Here is an 18,202-nt window from a genome sequence, read left to right on the forward strand (position 1 = left end):
GGCGGCCCGTGTGCCGCCCTTTTTCAGTCTTGGGCCAAAGGTCACCCCCGCCAGGGCAGCTCCCGATACCATTGGGTGATGATATATTTCGTGCCCGCACGGACTTTCATCCCGTGGTGGATCGTCGCGGGATTGAGCGCGCCATCGGGCAGACGATTGTTCCACGCGAGGAGCTTGCCGGTCTCCGGCTGAATGGTCTTGCCGACCTTCGTGAAGCGGGTCGCGCCCCCTGCACCCGGTTCATTCAGATAGATCATCAGCGTCCAGGTGCGGTTGCCCGAGCGGCCGCAATAGGTGTCGTAATCCGCACCAGCAGGCTCGAAATAATCGGTATGCGCCTTGAACTCCTGCCCGACCGCGTAGCGCTGCCCCTGCATCGGCTCGCCATGGTCCGCCGGCAAGCCAATGAAAGCGCAGAGCCGCTGGTCGACCTCGGCGACGAAGGGGTCGGCAGCGTCAAGATCGCAGGTCTCGCTGGTCCGAAACGCCTCATAGCCCAGATCGTCCGCGATCGTGGATGGGCGGCGCCCCGCATCAATCCGCGCGATGAGGCCAGCACATGTCTCGGCACTCAGGAATTGGCGCTTGCTGAAGAGCTGGAGGTCGCGACTCGGAAAGCGCTGGACACCCGGCTGGCCGGTGGGATCTGCGGTGTCAGCCGTGGCGATCATGCCGCACCGGTAGCGTTGCGAACAGCGGCGATCAACCGGCCGCTAAGCACACTGACCGCCCGGCGGAAGCATGTCATTTTTTGGTAACGATATTGTCATCCAATGGTAAAGGAGGGCACCTAGGCGGCGCTGAGGATTTCCGCGCGAGCCTAGGCAGGGCGCAGGGACTGGGGTAACGAAAGCGACATGCGGTTGACTGGTTTGAGTCGCGCGGCGACGCGGAGACGATCGCGCCCGTCTGCCGATTTCGGCCGGTGGCTCGAGGTGCTTCTTGTTGCCGTTCTTATCATCCAGATCGCACGGCTCGCCTGGGCGCTTGTGACCCCCGTCGGCCTCTTTGGCGACTGGCGTGCACGCCAGCCCGTGATGGTGGGCGCGGATGCGCGTCGTTCGCTTTTCGCGGCGTTCGATCCCTTCTTCCGCTCGGCAGCAGCGAGCGGCGCACCGGGCGTGCAGCAGGTGACGTCGCTAGCGCTGCAACTCTTCGGTACGCGGATGAACGAGGGTTCGGGGCAGGGGTCGGCTATCATCGCGGACAGCGAAGGCGTGCAGACCAGCTATGTGGTGGGCGACGAGATCGCGCCCGGCGTGACGCTCAAGGCTGTCGCGTTCGATCATGTTGTGATCGACCGGGGCGGAACGGCGGAAACCCTGTTCATCGACCAGTCGAATGGCGGAACAACGAACGACGCCGCGCCTGCGGCAGGGGCGGGCGCGCCGATTCCGCCGGGACCGGGGCGTGGCCCCGTGCCGGGAGGCGCAGCGCCGGGGGCAACAGGCGCACCGGGAGGGCTTGTCCTGCCGGCGAGCGGCGGCCTGAGCGCGCAGGACCTGGCGTCAGGCGCCAGCTTCGCGCCACGAAATGAAGGGGGTAGAGTGACTGGGATCGTCGTCAATCAGCAGGGCCGCAACGAGGCCTTTGCGCGCGCGGGGCTGCGCCCTGGCGACATCATCACTCAGGTGAATGGCCGCGCAATCTCTTCGCCGGCCGATATTCGTGCCCTGCAGTCCCAGATCCTGCCCGGTGCGCGGCTCTCGCTGATGGTCGAGCGGGGATCGGCAACAGTTCCTGTGGCGATCATCCTGGAGGGCGGCCAGTGACGCCTGTTCGCACTTTGCGGCGCATGACTGCCGTCGCGGCGCTGGCGCTCGCCATGGCCACTCCGCTTGCCGCGCAACTCACGCTCAATGTGCGCGATGCCGACATTCGCGCGTTCATTCAGGACGCGGCGCGGGTGACGGGCCGGACGTTCATTATCGACAGCCGGGTACAGGGCAAGGTTTCGGTCGTGACCGACCGCCCCCTGACGCGCTCGGAATATTTCGAAATCTTCCTCTCGACCCTGCGGGCGAACGGCCTCGTCGCGATCCCCGCTGCAGGCGGGGCGTTCCGCGTTCAGCCGGCCGAAGGCGCGGCAAGCCAGCCGGGGCAAGTCGGCCGCGCGGCCAATCGCAACCAGTTCGTCACCGAAGTCGTCCGCCTCCGGTCTATCGATGCGCAGTCCGCGATGGAAACGCTGCGGCCGCTCGTGAGCCGGGACGGGTCCATTTCCGCCAACCGGGCCGGCCGCTCGATCGTTGTCGCTGACTATGCCGACAATATCGCGCGCATTCGCCAAGTGCTCGGCCGGATCGATACCGACAGCGCCGCCACGGACATGATTCCGCTCAAGAATGCCGGTGCCCGCGAGATCGCGACATCGCTCCAGACGCTGATGACGAGCGGTGGCGACGGCCAGGCGCCAAGCGCGACGGTGGTGGCGATCGACAGCTCGAACAGCATCGTCATTCGGGGGGATGCCACGAGCGTCTCGCGTCTGGCGAGCATGGCCCGCGAACTGGATACGCGCGCGGGCGTGGGGACCGAAATCCGCGTCTATTGGCTGGAACATGCCGATGCCGACAAGATGCTCCCCGTGCTCCAGCAATTGCTGGGGCAGGGCGCGGCCGGCGCCGGGAGCGTGAGCGCTGGAACACCCGCGTCTGCTGCTGGCGGCGGCGCTGGGGCGGGAGCAGCGAGCGGCGCAAACGCAGCCCCTGCGGCCTCGGCTGTCAGCGCGTCTGTCGGCGAAGGCAGCGGCATCTCGAAGCGCGGTCCGGCGATCGTCACGCGCTATGAGGGCGCTAATGCCCTCGTGGTTGCAGCGAGCAACGACGTGCAGCGGATGCTGGGCGAAGTCATTCGCCAGCTCGACACGCGCCGGGATCAGGTGCTGGTCGAAGCGATTATCGTCGAAATCGGCGATGCGGCCGCCAAGCGGCTGGGCGTCCAGTTCCTCATCGGCAGCACCTCGACCGGTTTTGCCGCGACCAACTATTCCAACGCGCAACCCAATATCCTGACGCTGGCGGGCGCGATTGGTGCGCGCGAGCTCGCGACGACGAACACCACGGTCGTCTCGCCTGATGGCACGCGGACCACGACCACGACGACCGAAAATGGCGGCCTTGCCAATCAGCTCCAGCAAGCGGCGGTCGATGCGCTTTCCAATGCAACGGGCGGGTTTGGCGGCATCGCCACCGGCCTGGGCCGCAACGGCATTTTCGGCGCGATCATCAACGCCGTGAAGTCCGACACGGAGAGCAACATTCTCTCCACGCCGTCGGTGATGACGATGGACAACCAGGAGGCGAAGCTGCTGGTCGGGCAGGAGGTGCCGGTCTCCACCGGTGAAGCGCTCAGCCAGAATTTCGACAATCAGTTCCGCACGGTGCAGCGCCAGAATGTCGGCATCATGCTGGAAGTGAAGCCCCAGATCAATTCGGGCGGCGCGATCAAACTCTTCCTGAAGCAGGAAGTCTCCAGTGTTGCTGGCCCGGTCTCCAACAATTCCAACGATCTCATCATCAACAAGCGCCAGATCCAGACCACAGTGACGGTGGATGACGGCGAGATCGTGGCGCTGGGCGGTCTGCTCGACGACAATGAGCGGCGGACTATCGAGAAGATTCCGCTGCTCGGCGATATTCCGGGGATTGGCGAGCTCTTCAAGTCTCGCAGCCGCTCGCGCACCAAGACCAATCTCATGGTCTTCATCCGGCCGACCATCCTGCACAGCAAGGCGGACGCGCAGCAGGTCGCGGCGCAGCGCTACGGCTATGTGCGCGGCATGCAGCAGGCCAATAATCCCGAGGCCGAACCTTCCATCGATGCGCTGGTGCGCGACTATATGGGCACGACGCCGCCGGGCGCGCAGGCGCCGCGCTCGGGCGATCAGGTAATCGACGGCCGGGTGGTGGAGCCGACTGCTACGACCACCTCGCAAAGCGTCGTGCGCCCGGTGGACGTGCCGCCGAGCGAGCAGCGCAGGCCGTGACGCCGGCGGACGAGCCCATGGAGTCCGCGCCGCTCCCCGGGCCATCGGGCGAGAGGGACGTGCCCGTCGACATAACGCCTGACCCAACGCCCGCCGTGGCGCCGGTTCATGCCGTCGATATTCCCTATTCCTTCGCGCGCAAGCACGGGGTCGTGATCGTCTCTGGCGAGGCGGGCGCGGCGGAGACGGATGCGACGCTTATGCTGGCCTTCCGGGAAGGGGGCGACCCGCGCATCCTGCCCGAAGTGCGGCGGCATCTCGCACGCAGCTTCGAGGTGTCGGTGGTGCCACAGGCGGCCTTTGAGAAACATCTTTCCGATCATTATTCGATGGGCGGATCGGCGGCCGAAATGGCGGGATCGCTTGCCATGGGCGGCGACGAGCTGGATCTGATTGCCGGCAATCTGCCGACTGCAGAAGACCTGCTGGACAGCGGCGACGACGCACCGGCCATCCGCCTTATCAACGGCATCATTGCCGAGGCGGCGCGGCAGGGCGTGAGCGACATCCATATCGAGCCTTATGAGACCGGCCTCGTCGTGCGGATGCGCATGGACGGCGTGCTGACCGAAACGCTGCGGATGCCGCCCCATGTCGCGCCGGTGGTGGTGAGCCGCATCAAGGTGATGGCGCGCCTCGACATTGCCGAGCGGCGCATCCCGCAGGACGGGCGCATTGGCCTGACACTGGGCGGCAAGCTGCTCGACGTGCGCGTCTCCACGCTCCCGAGCCGGGCCGGCGAGCGCGTGGTGCTGCGTATTCTCGACAAGGAGAATGCCGGCATATCGCTCGATGCGCTGGGTCTGGCGGGAGAAGCCGACCGGGTGCTGCGAGAGGCGGTGGCGGAGCCCAATGGCATCATCCTCGTCACCGGACCGACCGGGAGCGGCAAGACGACGACGCTCTATGCCGGGTTGCGCCAGCTTAATGACGGCAGCCGCAACATCCTGACCGTGGAAGACCCGGTGGAATATGCCATCGAGGGCGTCGGTCAGACTCAAGTGAATGCGAAAGTGGGCCTGACCTTCGCGGCAGGGCTGCGGGCGATCCTGCGTCAGGACCCGGACGTGGTGATGGTCGGCGAAATTCGCGACCGCGAGACCGCCGAGATTGCCGTGCAGGCCTCGCTCACGGGCCATCTCGTGCTCTCGACTGTCCACACCAATGACGCGGTGGGCGCGATCACCCGAATGCGCGACATGAAGGTGGAGCCGTTCCTGCTCGCCTCCACGTTGCGTGCCGTGATTGCGCAGCGGCTCGTACGGCGGCTCTGCCCGGAATGCCGGCAGGCGGCCCCCGCGGAAGCTTCGGTCGCAGCGCTGCTCGGTATCAAGGCCGGCACGCCGATCTATCACGCAGTGGGCTGCGCGGCGTGCAGCGGCACCGGCTTCAAAGGGCGCATCGGCGTTTTCGAGGCGATCCGCATCGACGAGACGCTGCGCCGCCTCATCAACGAGGGCGGAGACGAAACGCAGATTGCCCGTCACGCTTTTCAGCAAGCGCCCAATCTTGCGGCCTCCGCGCGGGCGCTGGTAATCGCAGGAAAGACGACCGCCGAAGAGGCGATCCGAATCTCGCGGCGCGAAGAAACGGTCGATGCCTGATTTCGACTATGTGGTGATCGACCCGGCCGGCAAGGAGCGGCGGGGCCATCTGCGTGCCGAGACGATGGAACAAGCGCGCGACCTGCTCACGGCAAGGAAGCTCTTCGTCGTGCGGATGGCCGAGGGGCGCGGCAATGCGAGTGGGGGCACCGGCGGCGCCGCACGCGGCGGGACGAGCGCGCGCGAGCGACCCCTGCTTTCGTTCAATCGCTCGCGCCTCAGTACCAAGGAACTGACGCTGTTTACCCGCCAGCTCTCGACGTTGGCGCAGGTCAGCCCGCTGGAGGAGTCGCTGCGCACGATCACCCGGCAGAGCGAGCGCGGCCATGTCCGCGCGATCGTCAGCCGCGTTCATGCCGGCGTGCTGGAAGGGCGCAGCCTGGCCGAGGCAATGATGAGCGAGGCGAAGAGTTATCCGCCGCTCTATCGCGCGATGGTTTCCGCCGGTGAACGCTCCGGCAGCCTTTCGGCACTGACGGAGCGGCTTGCGCTGCTGCTTGAGCGACAAGCCGTGATGCGCTCCAAGATATTGACGGCGCTGGCTTATCCCACGGTGCTCGCGCTCTTCGCGGTGATTGTCGTCGCGGCGCTGATGATCTTCGTCGTCCCCTTGGTGGTGGAGCAGTTCGACACGCTGGGGCAGCAGCTTCCGCTCCTCACCCGCATCGTCATGGCCCTGTCCGCCTTTCTCGCGGGCTGGTGGTGGGCGATCCTCATTGCCCTTGCGCTGGTGGGCCTCGGCGGCTGGCGGGCGCTGCGCAACGAGGCGCTGCGCCTGCGCTTCGACGCCATGCTGCTGCGTGTGCCTTTTCTGGGGCGGCTGATCCGTGACCTGCATGCTGCGCGCATGGCCCGCACGCTGGCGACCATGGTCGAGAGCCGCCTGCCGGTGATGGAAGGGCTCGCGCTCACTGTGCCGACCATTCACAATCGCGTGCTGCGCGCGGCGACCGAGGACATCGTGGAAGCAGTGCGCGGGGGTGGCTCGCTCTCCTCCGCGATGCGCAAGGCGGACGTCTTCCCGCCGCTGCTGGTCTATCTTGCGGCGAGTGGCGAAAGCGCGGGGCGGCTGGACGTGATGCTGGAGCGGGCAGCGGATTATCTGGAGCGCGAGTTCGACAGTTTCACGGCGGCGATGCTTTCTCTGCTGGAACCGCTTATCATCATCCTTATGGGCGGCGTCGTCGCCGTCATCATCCTCTCCATCCTGCTGCCGATCATGCAGCTGCAGAATTTGACCGGAGTTTGAGTATCATGCGCGTCATTCCTCCCACGGGTCTTTCATCTCGGCGTTCCGCCGAGCACGGCTTCGGGTCTTTAAAGCGTACCGCCGAACACGGCTTTACGCTGATCGAACTGCTGGTCGTGATCGTCATCATCGGCCTGCTGGCGACGATCGTGGCGATCAACGTGATCCCGGCGGGGAACACCGCGCGGGTCGAGAAGGCAAAGGCGGATATCGCGACGCTGGAGCAGGCGCTTGAGCAGTATCGGCTCGACAATCTCACTTATCCCAGCAGCAGCGACGGCCTGAACGCGCTGCTCTCGCCACCGCCAGGCCTGCCGCAGCCGGAGCGCTATCGGCAGGGCGGCTACATCAAGAAGCTGCCGGACGATCCGTGGGGACGCCCCTATCAATATGCAGCGCCGGGCAAGAAGGGCGCGTTCGATATTGTCTCGCTTGGCGCCGATGGGCAGTCGGGCGGCGAGGGCGACAATGCGGATCTCTATTCCAGCGATCTCTAGAAGGCTTGGCGCTTACCTCTCACCACCCCTCCTCTTCAGAGGAGGGGGAGGGGGTGGAGGCGATGCGTCGCATCGCTCGCGCAGAGAACCATCGCACCGTCACAGACACCACCCCAACCCCTCCTCTGAAGAGGAGGGGCTCAAAGTGGTGGGCGACTTTTCGAGACGCTCTGTCCCACAGGGCTTCAAGTCTTTGATGTGTTCCGCCGAACACGGCTTCACGTCTCTGAGACGCTCTGCCCAAAAGGGCGACGCGTTGCCGACGCGTTCCGCCCAAAAGGGCTTCACGTTGCTCGAAATGCTCGTCGCGCTGGTGATCTTCAGCCTAGCCGCGTTGGCGCTTGTGCGCCTGCAGGGTGTCTCCGTGCGGACGGCGGCCGATCTCGATCAGCGCACGCTCGCGCAGATCGTGGCGCGGAACCTCGCCTATGAGCGGATGACCGATCCGGAAACGCCGAGCGAGGGCGAGACTGAAGGAACGGTGGAGAATGCAGGGCGCAGATGGCACTGGGTGCAGGGCGCCAAGGCAACCATGGGCGGACGGCTGATGGGCATCACGATCCGCGTGGAGTCAGGGCCGGGCCAGTCGCCCGCTGTCATGAGCTTCGTGAAGGCCGTGCCGGTGGCGGGATCGGTGCAGTGATGCGGGGTTCTGTCCCAGAAAATTTCAGGAGGCTTCGCGCTTTCACCCTTCCACCCCTCCTCTTCAGAGGAGGGGCAGGGGGTGGTGCTTCGCATCGCTCGCGCAGCGAACCGTCATACCGTCACAGGCACCACCCCAACCCCTCCTCTGAAGAGGAGGGGCTTCGGCTTGGCCCGTCCGCCCAACAGGGCTTCACGCCTTTCATGCGTTCCGCCGAACACGGCTTCACGCTGATCGAACTGATGGTCGTGATCGTCATCATCGGCCTCATGTCCGCCACCGTGGTGCTGACGATGAGCGACCCGCGCGGGCGGATGGGCGACGATGCGGACAGGTTCAGCGGACGTGTGCGTGCCGCGCGGGACAGTGCAATCCTCAATGCGCGGCCCATCGCGCTCTGGGTCTCGCAAACCGGCTATGGTTTCGACCAGCGGCGGGCGGGGCGCTGGGAGCCCGTGAGGGAAGGGCCGCTCGCTTCCACGGACTGGTCCAAGGGCATAAGCGCTAAAGCCGGACAGACCGGGCAGGCCCGCGTCATCTTCGACACGGTGGGTCGTGCGGATCAGCCACTGGCCTTCACGCTCGACCGCGACGAGCGCACGCTTGCGATCCGCATGGACCTGGACGGCAAGGTGACGACCAGTGAGTGAGGCACGTTCCACCGAACAAGGCTTTATGTCCGCAGCGCGAGGAACTCATATTGCTCCTCGTCACCCCGGGCTTGACCCGGGGTCCATCTGCCTCTGTTGTGTAGAAAAAAGCGGGATCCCGGCTCAGGGCCGGGATGACGAAGTAAATTCAGACGCCTGCTTGGTTTTTCTGTCGAGACAATCCGCCCAAAAGAGCAACGCGTTGAGGACGCGCTCCGCTGAACACTGCTTCACGCCTTTGGTGCGCTCCGTCCAACAGGGTTTCACGTTTCTGAGACGCTCTGCCCAGCAGGGCGACGCGTTCGGGACGCGTTCCGCCGAACACGGCTTCACGCTGATCGAGCTGATGGTGGCCGTGATGATCTTCGCGATGCTCGCCACCACCGGCGTGCTGCTGCTGCGCGGCAGCGTGGATGCGCAGGCGGCGGTACGCGGCCATCTCGAGACTCTGGGTGGACTTCAGCGCGGCATCTCGACGCTCGACGCGGATCTGGCGCAAGCCTCCGCGCGGATCAGCCGCACGCAGGCGGGGACGCTGGCCCCGGCCTTCTTCGGCCGCGCCGCGCAGGACGATCTGCCGCTCATGCAGTTCGTGCGCGGAGGCTGGAGCAATCCCGGCAATCTGCGCCGTCCATCGCTCCAGAAAGTGGAGTATTGGTGGAGGGAGCGGCGGCTTGAGCGGATCGGCTATAATTTTGTCGACGGTGCCGTGCCGCCGGAGCCGGCCGTGATCGCGCAGAATGTGACGGACCTCAAGATCCGCTATCGCGCGCCGCGCGGGGACTGGCTCGATGTCTGGAGCCCGGAGAAACCGGACGACATGCCCGTCGCCGTGGAAATGACGCTCACTCAAGGCAAGGCGCCGCCACTGGTGCTGCGTTTCCTCGTCGGTGCCGGGGCGGGCCAGACGCCGAAGGGGCTAAACGCCCCAACGGAAGGAGCGCCGGGTGGAACCTGATCGGTTCATCAGCCTCGCGAGGCGAAGCGTTCCCACGCAGGAGCGCGGTGCGGCGCTGCTCACCGTGCTTTTGCTCGTCGCGATCTTGTCCGTCATCACTGCCGTGGCGCTCGAACGGCTGACTCTCGCCAGCCGGATGACGCGTAACCTCGTTTCAGCCGATCAGGGCCGGGCCTATCTGCTGGCGGCCGAGCAGGCGGCTGGCGTCCAGCTTGGCGACATGGTCAAGAGCCGGCCGGACCGCACCACGCTCGCGGGGGGATGGCTGGGCACGCCTCAGATCCTGCCATTGCCGGGCGGCGAGGCCGTAGCGCGGGTGCGCGACGCGGGCAATTGCTTCAACCTCAACAGTGTGGTGAGCGGCGGCGGTATGGACGGCAAGATGGTCGCGCGGCCGGAGGGGATCGCGCAGTTCTCGGCCCTGATGCGCCTGCTGGGCGTCGACCGCCTCGTGGCAGACCAGATCGCGGTTTCGACCGCCGACTGGATCGACGAGGACAATGTGCCCGGCCCGGGAGGGGCGGAGGACGAGTATTACAGCCGGATCGACCCGCCCTACCTCACGGCCAATAATCTTATTGCGGACCCGAGCGAACTGCGCGTGATAAACGGGGTGAGCGCGGACGTGTATCAGCGCGTGCGCCCGTGGATCTGCGCGCTGCCGGAGACGGCTCTCTCGCCGATAAACATCAATACGCTGCTGCCCGATCAGGCCGTGCTGCTGGCCATGCTCGCGCCGGACAAGCTGCCTATCGAGCGGGCGCGGCAAGTGCTGGCGCAACGGCCGCCGGATGGGTATGGCAGCCTCAATACATTCTGGGCACAGCCTACGCTCGCCAGCCTCGGCCTTGGTCCGAGCGGCACGGAACAGACCCGCCTTACGAGCCGCTGGCTCGAAGTGGCGCTCACGGTCGATCTGGGGGGTGATCAGGTGGACGAAACGGTGCTGTACGACGCAGCGCAGCAGCCCGCGCGGCTGGTGCGGCGCGTGCGTGGCGAGGGAGGCTGAGCGCGCAATGTCTGTCGATTATGTCATCATGCCGCAGGCGGACGACGACGAGAACTGCCGCTGGCTGCGCATCTCCGACGGGCGGATCGTGCGGCGCGGACGCGGGACCGACTGGTTGCCCCCAGCCGACGACGATGATGAAGGCGAGACGGCGGGCCGGGTACTCCTCGTCCTGCCAACCAGTCTCACGACGCTGCACTGGATCGCCTGCCCCGGCATGACGCAGCGGCAGGGCGAAGCAGCAGCGCGCCTGATGGCAATGGAGGCCAGCATCGGCGATGCGGGCCTGCTTCATTCGGCAGCGACCAGCGAGGAGGAACCGGACAAGCCGCATATGGTGGCGGTGACGAGCCGCGCGGCCATGGACTATTGGCTGGACTGGTGCGCGCGCAACGGCGTCTCGCAGGCGGCCCTTGTGCCCGCCGCCGCACTGTTGCCTGCGCCCGAGGATGGGCTGGTGCGCGGCGCGTTCGGTCCGAATAACGTGATGCGCGGAGCCGATTTCGCGCTGGACGGCAACGAACCCTATTCCGCTCTGCTGACCGAAGATCAGAAGATAGCGGAGCTGACGCCGGACGCGGCCGATGCGGTGCTGCTCTCCGCCCTGCGCGATCCGCCGATCGATCTCAGACAAGGCGAGTATACCCGCCGTGCGCCCGCGCTCTTCACGGCGGCTCGCCTGCGCCGGTTGGCCCTGCTGGGCGTGGCGATCGTCACTGTCGGCCTGGTCATCTCGATCGTCACCATCATTCGCCTCAATGCGGAGGCCAGCCGCCTCAACCGGCAGACCGTCGAGCTGGCGAAGACCGTGGACCCCTCCGTCGTGGATGCGGCGGACGCGGAGCCGAAGGTCGCCGCGCTGCTGGCCCAGCGGGGCGGGTCGGGCGGCTTCACGGGCACGATGGCGGGGCTGATGACGGCGATGCAGACCAGCTCTGCCGTGAGCATGACGAGCGCAAGCCAGCTCGCGGACGGATCGCTGCGCGTGCGCCTCTCGGCGGCCAAGGCGGACGACATCAACGCGGTGCTGCTCTCCATTCAGGAGGCCGGCTGGCGGATCAGCGCCAATAGCGTGCAGCAGCAGGGGGCGGTCTTGATCGCGGATATCACGGTGGTGCGCTCATGATGCAGTCCATGCGGCAGTGGTGGAACAACCACAGCGAAGGCGAGCAGCGCTTCATGACGGCGCTTGGCGTGGTGATTGCCCTCGTCATTTTCTGGCTGGGGCTCTGGCGACCGATCAACGGCGCGGTTGACAGCGGATGGGAGCGGCAACGCGCCGCGCTCGATCGCTACTCGTCCGTGCGGGCAAAAGTGGAAGCGATTCGCAAGCTACCCGCAAAGGGATCGAGCGGGGCCAACGTGCCGATCGATCAGCTGGTCGGGCAGAGCGCGGCGGAAGCCGGCTTCACGCTGGATCGTGCCGCCGCGCAAGGCGACGGTCGGATGGCGATCACCATTTCCTCGGCGCGCATGCCCGCGCTGATGGGCTGGCTCGCGAGTCTGGAAGCGGCGGGTGTGCCGGTGGAGACCGTCAGCATAGCGCCGGGAGCGAGCGAAGGGACTGTCGCAGTGCAGGCCGTGCTGCGGGAGGCGGGGCGATGATCGGCCTTCCTCACTCGCGGCGGACCCGCTTTGCCGTTCTGATCTTCGCGCTGTTTGCGCTGGTTGCGGTGCTGCCGCTCCGCGCGGTTGCCGGTATGCTGCGCCTTAACGATATGGGCGTCGCCGCCCGGTCGCTGCGGGGGCCGGTCTGGTGGGGCGGCGCCGACGAACTTCAGATCGGCGGCGTGCGCCTCGGCACTGTCGACGTGTTTCTTTCGCCGGTTCAGCTGCTTGTGGGTCGGGCGCGCATGGACATCCGCCGCCAGATCGGCCAGCCGGACGATATCGCCGGCGCGGTCTCGCTCGGTTGGGGCACACGCGGGATCGACGATGTGACCGGCACGCTGCCGCTGGCCGCCGCCCTTGCACCGCTGCCGGTAAGCAGCGTGATGTTGGAGGACGTCTCAGCGCGCTTCTCGGGCGACACCTGCGTTCACGCCGAGGGGCGGGTGCGCGCTAGGATGATGGCGGTCATCAACGGTCTCAGCCTTGCCAACGGCCTGACCGGAGAAGCGCGCTGCGACGGCGACGCGGTGGAGCTACCGCTGGTCAGCCAGTCCGGCATGGAGCGCCTGATCGTTCGCATCACTGCCGGTGGGCGACTGCAGGCGACGATGCATGTGCGGGTCAACGATCCGCTGATTTCTGCTGGGCTTGCCGCCAATGGCTTCCGCATGATCGGCGGGGAGCAGGTGCTCCGCATAGACAGCAAGCTCTGAGAGCCATTTGGTGATTGAGCCGCTGATCGGCGTCGGAGCGGGGCTCATCGCGGGCAGCTTCCTTGCTGCCATCGTGACCCGCTGGCCAAGAGGCGAGGGCGTGCTGCGCGGGCGATCGCGCTGCGACAATTGCGGGCGAACGCTCTCCGCACGCGATCTGGTGCCTGTGCTGAGCTGGGCATTGGCGCGGGGCCGCTGCCGCACGTGTGACGGGGTCATCGACCCTGTGCATCCGATCATGGAAGGGGGCTGCGCGCTGATCGGTGCAGCGGCGTTTGCGCTTGCCCCGCCATTCCCGGCAGTCGTGCTGGCGCTGGGGGGCTGGATGTTGCTTGCGCTCGTCCTGCTCGACTGGCGGCACCACTGGCTGCCGGACGCGCTCACTCTGCCGTTTGCTGCATTGGGCCTTACGCTGGGGGAATGGGCGGGCCTGCCGCTCTTCGTCGACCGCGCCATCGGGGCGGCGGCGGGATATGGCGCGCTCTTCCTCATCGCGCTGGCCTATCGCGTGATCCGTCGCCGGGAGGGACTTGGGCTGGGCGACGCCAAGCTGCTTGGCGGAATCGGCGGCTGGCTCGGCTGGGCGGCGCTGCCGATCGTCCTGCTTGTGGCAAGCGTGAGCGGGCTGGTCTGGGCCGGGATCGGCGCGATGCGTGGTCGCCCGGTCCATGCCACCACGGCGCTGCCGTTCGGTACGTTCCTATGTCTTGCGGTGGTTCCGGCTGCGTGGGTGGCGGGCTTGCTCGGTCTGCTGTAGCCATGCCAGTCGCTCTGGCGGGTGCGTCATCTGAGAAAAATGGTGCCGGATGCAGGATTTGAACCCGCGACCTTCGGTTTACAAAACCGCTGCACTACCACTGTGCTAATCCGGCGCGCCAAGGCTGGTGCGCGCCATAACCTCAAAATACGCCGAACGTCCAGCCTTCGGTGCAGGCAATTTCGTCAGAAAGTCCAGCCGGGGACCAGCGTGCCGGCTCGCCATGGACGTGGCGAAGCCATGCGGCGGTGAGCAGCGCGTCGGTCGCATGATCCGTGTAACGCGGGATCGGCGCGTGTGGAGGCGATCCGAAAGCCGCCAGCGCGGTGTCCAGCGCAGCGCCGTCCCGCATCTTGGACCGGCTTTTCGTTCGTCCCGCCTCCAGTGCAGCAAGGCTGGTATAAATCTCGACGATGAGCGGGCCGGAGGCGGGCACCGGGTCGAAAGGCCAGATGGGGATAGCGCCGCCGAGCCGATGGAACAGCCGCATCGCAGTGAGGCTGGACTTGCCGACTTGCGCGGCGCCGACAAGATTGAGGCAGCTATAGGGTGAGAGCCCCATTTGGCGCTGACCCAACTCGCAGACCCGCATTCGGCCGGCGCCAGCAGGATAGAGATCGCCCAGATCGCGGTGCTGGCGGAAATGGCGACGCAGCTCCGGATGGGCGAGCACGCCCCCGGCGGAAAGATGGGGGTCTTCCGTACAAAGAGTTTCGACCAGCTGCCACAGCGCCCGCGCGTCGGCGGGTGTGTCCGCCCAGCCGGGAAAATAGGCACCGTGATCGACGAAGGGCATGGCGGGGGAGAGATCCATGCCGATCAGCATGTCCTCGTTGCGCGCGGCCACCTCGCCCAGCCAGTCCAGAGCTGAGGCCCGCGACCAGAAGCGCCCCTCGGGCGGCGGGATCAGCCGGGGTGGTCCCTCTGCCTCCGCCACGGCCAGGGCAATGCCGGGCGGATGGGAGACGGCGGCGCCCGACCAGTCGAAGCAGGCAAAGCGATGGAACCGGCGGATCACGCCTGCCTGCCGCTCCTCAGATCGTCCCAATAGGCAAGCCGCTCGGCAATCCGCTTCTCGAAACCGCGATCGGTGGGGGCGTAAAAGGTTTGAGGGCGCATCTCCTCGGGCCAGTAGTTGTCGCCGGAGAAGCCCTGATCGGTATCGTGGTCGTAGGTGTAGCCCTTGCCGTAGCCGATATCCTTCATGAGCTTGGTCGGCGCATTAAGGATATTGGTCGGGGGCATCAGCGAGCCGGTCTCCCGCGCGCTGCGGAACGCCGCTTTCTGAGCCGCGTAGGCGGCGTTGGATTTGGGCGCGGTGGCGAGATAAAGGCAGGCCTGCACGATCGCGAGTTCGCCCTCCGGAGAGCCGAGAAAATCGTAGGCATCCTTTGCGGCGAGGCACTGGACGAGCGCCTGCGGGTCCGCGAGCCCAACATCTTCGCTGGCGAAGCGCACAAGGCGCCGCAGCACATAAAGGGGCTGCTCTCCCGCAACGAGCATCCGCGCGAGATAATAGAGCGCGGCCTGTGGGTCCGAGCCGCGCAGCGACTTATGCAGCGCGGAAATAAGGTTGTAATGGCCCTCGCGATCCTTGTCATAGACGGCCACGCGCCGCTGGAGGAAGCCTGACAGCCCGGCCGGATCGAGCGGGGCGGGCAGGTTCACCGAATAGAGCGTCTCGACCTGATTGAGCAGGAAGCGGCCGTCGCCATCGGCGCTGGCGATAAGCGCGGCACGCGCTTCGTCCGTGAGGGGTAGGGGCAGGCCCACCAGCGCCTCGGCACGCGCGACGAGTTGCTCCAGCGCGGCGGCATCGAGCCGGTGCAGAATGAGCACCTGTGCTCGTGAAAGGAGAGCCGCATTCAGCTCGAAGCTGGGATTCTCCGTCGTCGCGCCGACGAGCGTGACTGTGCCGTTCTCCACATAGGGCAGGAAGCCATCCTGCTGGGCGCGATTGAAGCGATGAATCTCGTCCACAAAGAGCAAAGTGCGCTTGCCCGCGCGCGCCGCGTCCCGTGCCTCGGCAAAGGCTTTCTTGAGGTCGGCGACGCCGGAAAACACGGCGGAGATGGCAGCGAAGCGCAGGCCAACTGCGTCAGCGAGCAAGCGAGCGATGGTGGTCTTGCCGGTGCCCGGCGGCCCCCAGAGGATCATTGAGGAGAGCCGCCCTGCGGCGACCATGCGGCCAATCGCGCCTTCCGGCCCTGTGAGATGGTCCTGCCCGACGACATCCTCCAGCCGCGCGGGGCGAAGCCGGTCCGCAAGGGGTGCATCGGCGCGGGGAGTCTCCGCCCGTTGCTCGTCTGCCTGTGTTTGATCGCCGAAAAGATCCGTCATGAGTGGGACATAGGGCGGCGAAGAAAAAAGTCATCGGCCCTATTGCCGAGATTTCAATAAGATATATCTTAGACATATCGTGAGTCGTTTTAGAAGGAATTATCATGTTTGGACTTCACAATCATCGGCACCATCATCACTTCGGCCCGCGCGGCCGGGAGGCCATGCGCGGTCGTGGCGGCTGGGGGCCGCTCTCCAGCGGATGGGAAGGCGGGGAGGATCGCGATGGCGGTCGTGGCCGGCGACGCGTCTTTTCAGGGGATGAGCTGCGGCTGGTGCTTCTGAGCCTGATCGCGCAGGCGCCGCGCCATGGCTATGATCTCATCCGTGAGATCGAGGAGCGGTCGGCGGGCGGCTATGCGCCGAGCCCCGGCGTCGTCTATCCGTCGCTCACCATGCTGGCGGACATGGACCTGATCGCCGAGCAGGTGACGGAAGGCGCCAAAAAGCTCTTCGCGGTCACCGAGGCGGGATCAGCGCATCTTGCCGAGCGGCAAACCGAAGTGGACGGGCTGTTCGCGCGCCTCGCCGCGATGGGCGAGCATAATCGCCGGGGGCACCGGGGACCAATCCGGCGTGCCATGGGTAACCTCAAGCAGGCGCTGATGCACCGCATGGACGAAGGTGACATCGACGAGGAAACGCTGCACCAGATCGCCGCGATCCTGGACGAGGCGGTCCAGAAGATCGAAAGGCTCTGACTGTGACTGCCGTATCAGCCATGGCTCGGGTGCCCACCGGAAGCGCGAGCCGTTATCTCCAGCAGCTTTGCAAGCACTGGCAGCATGGCTTTGCCGTCACCTTCACAGCCGAGCATGGAGAAATCGTCTTCCCACGCGATGCACGCGGCGCTGACTGGGCGGGTGATGCGCAAGTGACGTTCGATGCGGAGGTAGAGCATTTGCGCATCCGCATCGATGCAAGCGAGGCGGGGCAAATGGAAGGGCTAACCAGCGCGGTGGAGAGCCATCTCGATCGCTTCGCGTTCCGTGAGGCGCCGCTTAGTTATCGCTGGGAACGCGCGGCCAGCGCTTCATAGGCCTCCAGCATCGTCCGGTTGGCGCGGTCCCACACATAGACCTTCGCGGCCTCATGCCCCGCCGCGCCCGCCGAACGACGCAGTTCCGGATTCTCGATGAGCATCTGGAGCGCGTCCGCGTATGCCGTCACATCGGTGGGCGGCACGAGGAAGCCCGTCACGCCATGCTGGACCAGATCGACCGACCCGGTGGCGTTCGCGGCGACGACCGGCACGCCGCAGGCCATTGCCTCGGTCGTGACGTTGCCGAAGGTCTCGGTGACGGACGGCATGAAGAACATGTCCATGCCCGCTACGGCCCGGCCGAGCGCATCTCCCGCCTGAAAGCCGGCGAAAACCGCATCCGGAACCCGCTGCGCGAACCAGTCCCGCGCTGGCCCGTCGCCGATGACAAGCACCTTGAAGGCCACGCCACGCGCACGCAGCGTCTCGACGACACGGGCGAAGATGCCGAGGCCCTTCTCAAGGACGAGACGGCCAAGAAAGCCGACGGCGACCTCGTCATCGCCAATGCCCAGATCGCGGCGCCAGGCCAGATCTCTGCGGCCCGGATTGAAGAGATCATGATCTATGCCGCGCGACCAGATGTCGACCGGGCTTTTCACGCCCCATTCCAGCAGCAGCGCGCGCATGCTGGGGCTGGGCACCATCACCTGATCGACCTTGTTGTAGAACTGGGTCTGCATGCGAACCAGAAGCGGCTCTAGGAAACCGAGGCGATAATAGCGCGCATACGTCTCGAACCGCGTGTGAAGCGACGCGAGGACCGGCAGCCCGTTCTTGCGCCCCCATTGCAAGGCGCGATGACCGAGGCGATCAGGTGCGGAGACGTGAACGATATTGGGCTCGAAGCGCGCAAGATCCTGCTGGATGGCGGGAGACAAACCCTTGGCCATGCGATATTCCGCGCGCCCCAGCGGCAACTTCCACGAAGGCACGGAAACCAGATCGCCGACCGGCTCGAAGGCCGGCTTATCGGTGGTCGGAGAATAGACGCGAACGGCGGCGCCAGCATCGAGCGCGGCGCCCATCAAATTGTTGAGCGCGTGGTTCGCTCCGTCGCGAACATAGTTATAGTTGCCACTGAAGAGGGCGATGCGGAGGTCCGTCGCAGCCATCGCGGCGCTATAGCTTGGTGACACAC

General features: G+C 66.1%; 19 protein-coding genes and 1 tRNA gene. 15 read left to right on the top strand and 5 right to left on the bottom strand.

What is annotated here, in order from left to right; all coding sequences use genetic code 11:
• Window positions 1–41: 41 nt before the first annotated feature.
• Window positions 42–671, bottom strand: a complete 630-nt coding sequence (locus tag ACNAOH_RS12880; protein ID WP_443970556.1) for a prolyl hydroxylase family protein — start codon at window positions 669–671, stop codon at window positions 42–44.
• Window positions 672–857: 186 nt separating this feature from the next.
• Here ACNAOH_RS12880 and ACNAOH_RS12885 point away from each other — a divergent pair, with 186 nt between their 5' ends.
• The 13 genes from ACNAOH_RS12885 to ACNAOH_RS12945 all read left to right on the top strand — a co-directional run bounded on the left by ACNAOH_RS12885 (window position 858) and on the right by ACNAOH_RS12945 (window position 13,679).
• Window positions 858–1,772, top strand: a complete 915-nt coding sequence (locus ACNAOH_RS12885; protein WP_443970557.1) for a type II secretion system protein N — start codon at window positions 858–860, stop codon at window positions 1,770–1,772.
• A gap of 23 nt (window positions 1,773–1,795) precedes the next feature.
• Complete coding sequence (gene gspD, locus ACNAOH_RS12890; protein WP_443972142.1) at window positions 1,796–3,988, top strand: type II secretion system secretin GspD; 2,193 nt, start codon at window positions 1,796–1,798, stop codon at window positions 3,986–3,988.
• 17 nt (window positions 3,989–4,005) lie between these two features.
• Window positions 4,006–5,592, top strand: coding sequence for a GspE/PulE family protein (locus tag ACNAOH_RS12895; RefSeq protein ID WP_443972143.1), 1,587 nt, complete (start codon window positions 4,006–4,008; stop codon window positions 5,590–5,592).
• The gene (gene gspF, locus ACNAOH_RS12900) at window positions 5,585–6,841 is read left to right on the top strand and encodes a type II secretion system inner membrane protein GspF (RefSeq protein WP_443970558.1); all 1,257 of its coding nucleotides are present in this window, start codon (window positions 5,585–5,587) and stop codon (window positions 6,839–6,841) included. Before ACNAOH_RS12895 ends, gspF begins: the two co-directional genes overlap by 8 nt.
• Window positions 6,842–6,846: 5 nt before the next feature.
• Window positions 6,847–7,338 (top strand): type II secretion system major pseudopilin GspG, encoded by a 492-nt coding sequence (gene gspG / locus ACNAOH_RS12905; protein WP_443970559.1) that lies wholly within the window; start codon window positions 6,847–6,849, stop codon window positions 7,336–7,338.
• Window positions 7,339–7,594: 256 nt separating this feature from the next.
• Window positions 7,595–7,981, top strand: coding sequence for a type II secretion system minor pseudopilin GspI (gene gspI, locus ACNAOH_RS12910; RefSeq protein ID WP_443970560.1), 387 nt, complete (start codon window positions 7,595–7,597; stop codon window positions 7,979–7,981).
• 203 nt (window positions 7,982–8,184) lie between these two features.
• Entirely contained in the window at window positions 8,185–8,631 is a 447-nt protein-coding gene (locus ACNAOH_RS12915) for a GspH/FimT family pseudopilin (protein WP_443970561.1), read from the top strand.
• 202 nt (window positions 8,632–8,833) lie between these two features.
• Window positions 8,834–9,589 (top strand): type II secretion system minor pseudopilin GspJ, encoded by a 756-nt coding sequence (gene gspJ / locus ACNAOH_RS12920; RefSeq protein WP_443970562.1) that lies wholly within the window; start codon window positions 8,834–8,836, stop codon window positions 9,587–9,589.
• Window positions 9,579–10,598 carry a type II secretion system minor pseudopilin GspK gene (gene gspK, locus ACNAOH_RS12925; protein WP_443970563.1) on the top strand — a complete coding sequence of 340 codons (1,020 nt, stop codon included), beginning with the start codon at window positions 9,579–9,581 and terminating at the stop codon, window positions 10,596–10,598. The genes gspJ and gspK overlap by 11 nt, the downstream gene beginning before the upstream one ends.
• 7 nt (window positions 10,599–10,605) lie before the next feature.
• Window positions 10,606–11,724, top strand: a complete 1,119-nt coding sequence (gspL, locus tag ACNAOH_RS12930) for a type II secretion system protein GspL (protein WP_443970564.1) — start codon at window positions 10,606–10,608, stop codon at window positions 11,722–11,724.
• Complete coding sequence (locus tag ACNAOH_RS12935; RefSeq protein WP_443970565.1) at window positions 11,721–12,203, top strand: type II secretion system protein M; 483 nt, start codon at window positions 11,721–11,723, stop codon at window positions 12,201–12,203. The genes gspL and ACNAOH_RS12935 overlap by 4 nt, the downstream gene beginning before the upstream one ends.
• Window positions 12,200–12,922 (top strand): type II secretion system protein N, encoded by a 723-nt coding sequence (gspN, locus tag ACNAOH_RS12940; protein WP_443970566.1) that lies wholly within the window; start codon window positions 12,200–12,202, stop codon window positions 12,920–12,922. Before ACNAOH_RS12935 ends, gspN begins: the two co-directional genes overlap by 4 nt.
• Window positions 12,923–12,932: 10 nt before the next feature.
• Window positions 12,933–13,679: a prepilin peptidase gene (locus ACNAOH_RS12945; RefSeq protein WP_443970567.1), complete on the top strand. Its 747-nt coding sequence runs from the start codon at window positions 12,933–12,935 to the stop codon at window positions 13,677–13,679.
• A gap of 40 nt (window positions 13,680–13,719) precedes the next feature.
• On the opposite strand, the gene ACNAOH_RS12950 is transcribed toward ACNAOH_RS12945, so the two are convergent.
• From ACNAOH_RS12950 to ACNAOH_RS12960, 3 genes are all read right to left on the bottom strand, one after another.
• Window positions 13,720–13,794, bottom strand: a tRNA-Thr gene (locus ACNAOH_RS12950).
• A gap of 27 nt (window positions 13,795–13,821) precedes the next feature.
• On the bottom strand, window positions 13,822–14,697 hold the full coding sequence (locus tag ACNAOH_RS12955; protein WP_443970568.1) for a hypothetical protein: 876 nt from the start codon (window positions 14,695–14,697) through the stop codon (window positions 13,822–13,824).
• Entirely contained in the window at window positions 14,694–16,019 is a 1,326-nt protein-coding gene (locus ACNAOH_RS12960) for a replication-associated recombination protein A (protein ID WP_443970569.1), read from the bottom strand. Before ACNAOH_RS12960 ends, ACNAOH_RS12955 begins: the two co-directional genes overlap by 4 nt.
• A 104-nt stretch (window positions 16,020–16,123) precedes the next feature.
• On the opposite strand from ACNAOH_RS12960, the gene ACNAOH_RS12965 reads away from it, so the two are divergent.
• Window positions 16,124–16,720 carry a PadR family transcriptional regulator gene (locus ACNAOH_RS12965; RefSeq protein WP_443970570.1) on the top strand — a complete coding sequence of 199 codons (597 nt, stop codon included), beginning with the start codon at window positions 16,124–16,126 and terminating at the stop codon, window positions 16,718–16,720.
• A 20-nt stretch (window positions 16,721–16,740) separates the two neighbouring features.
• Complete coding sequence (locus ACNAOH_RS12970) at window positions 16,741–17,058, top strand: DUF2218 domain-containing protein (protein WP_443972144.1); 318 nt, start codon at window positions 16,741–16,743, stop codon at window positions 17,056–17,058.
• Here the strand turns inward: ACNAOH_RS12970 and ACNAOH_RS12975 are convergent.
• A complete protein-coding gene (locus ACNAOH_RS12975; RefSeq protein WP_443970571.1) occupies window positions 17,025–18,176 on the bottom strand; it encodes a glycosyltransferase family 4 protein in 1,152 nt (383 codons plus the stop codon). The two genes, ACNAOH_RS12970 and ACNAOH_RS12975, sit on opposite strands and share 34 nt — an antisense overlap.
• Window positions 18,177–18,202 lie beyond the last annotated feature (26 nt).

This window comes from Sphingobium sp. CR28, assembly GCF_052327305.1.
Lineage (GTDB): Bacteria > Pseudomonadota > Alphaproteobacteria > Sphingomonadales > Sphingomonadaceae > Sphingobium.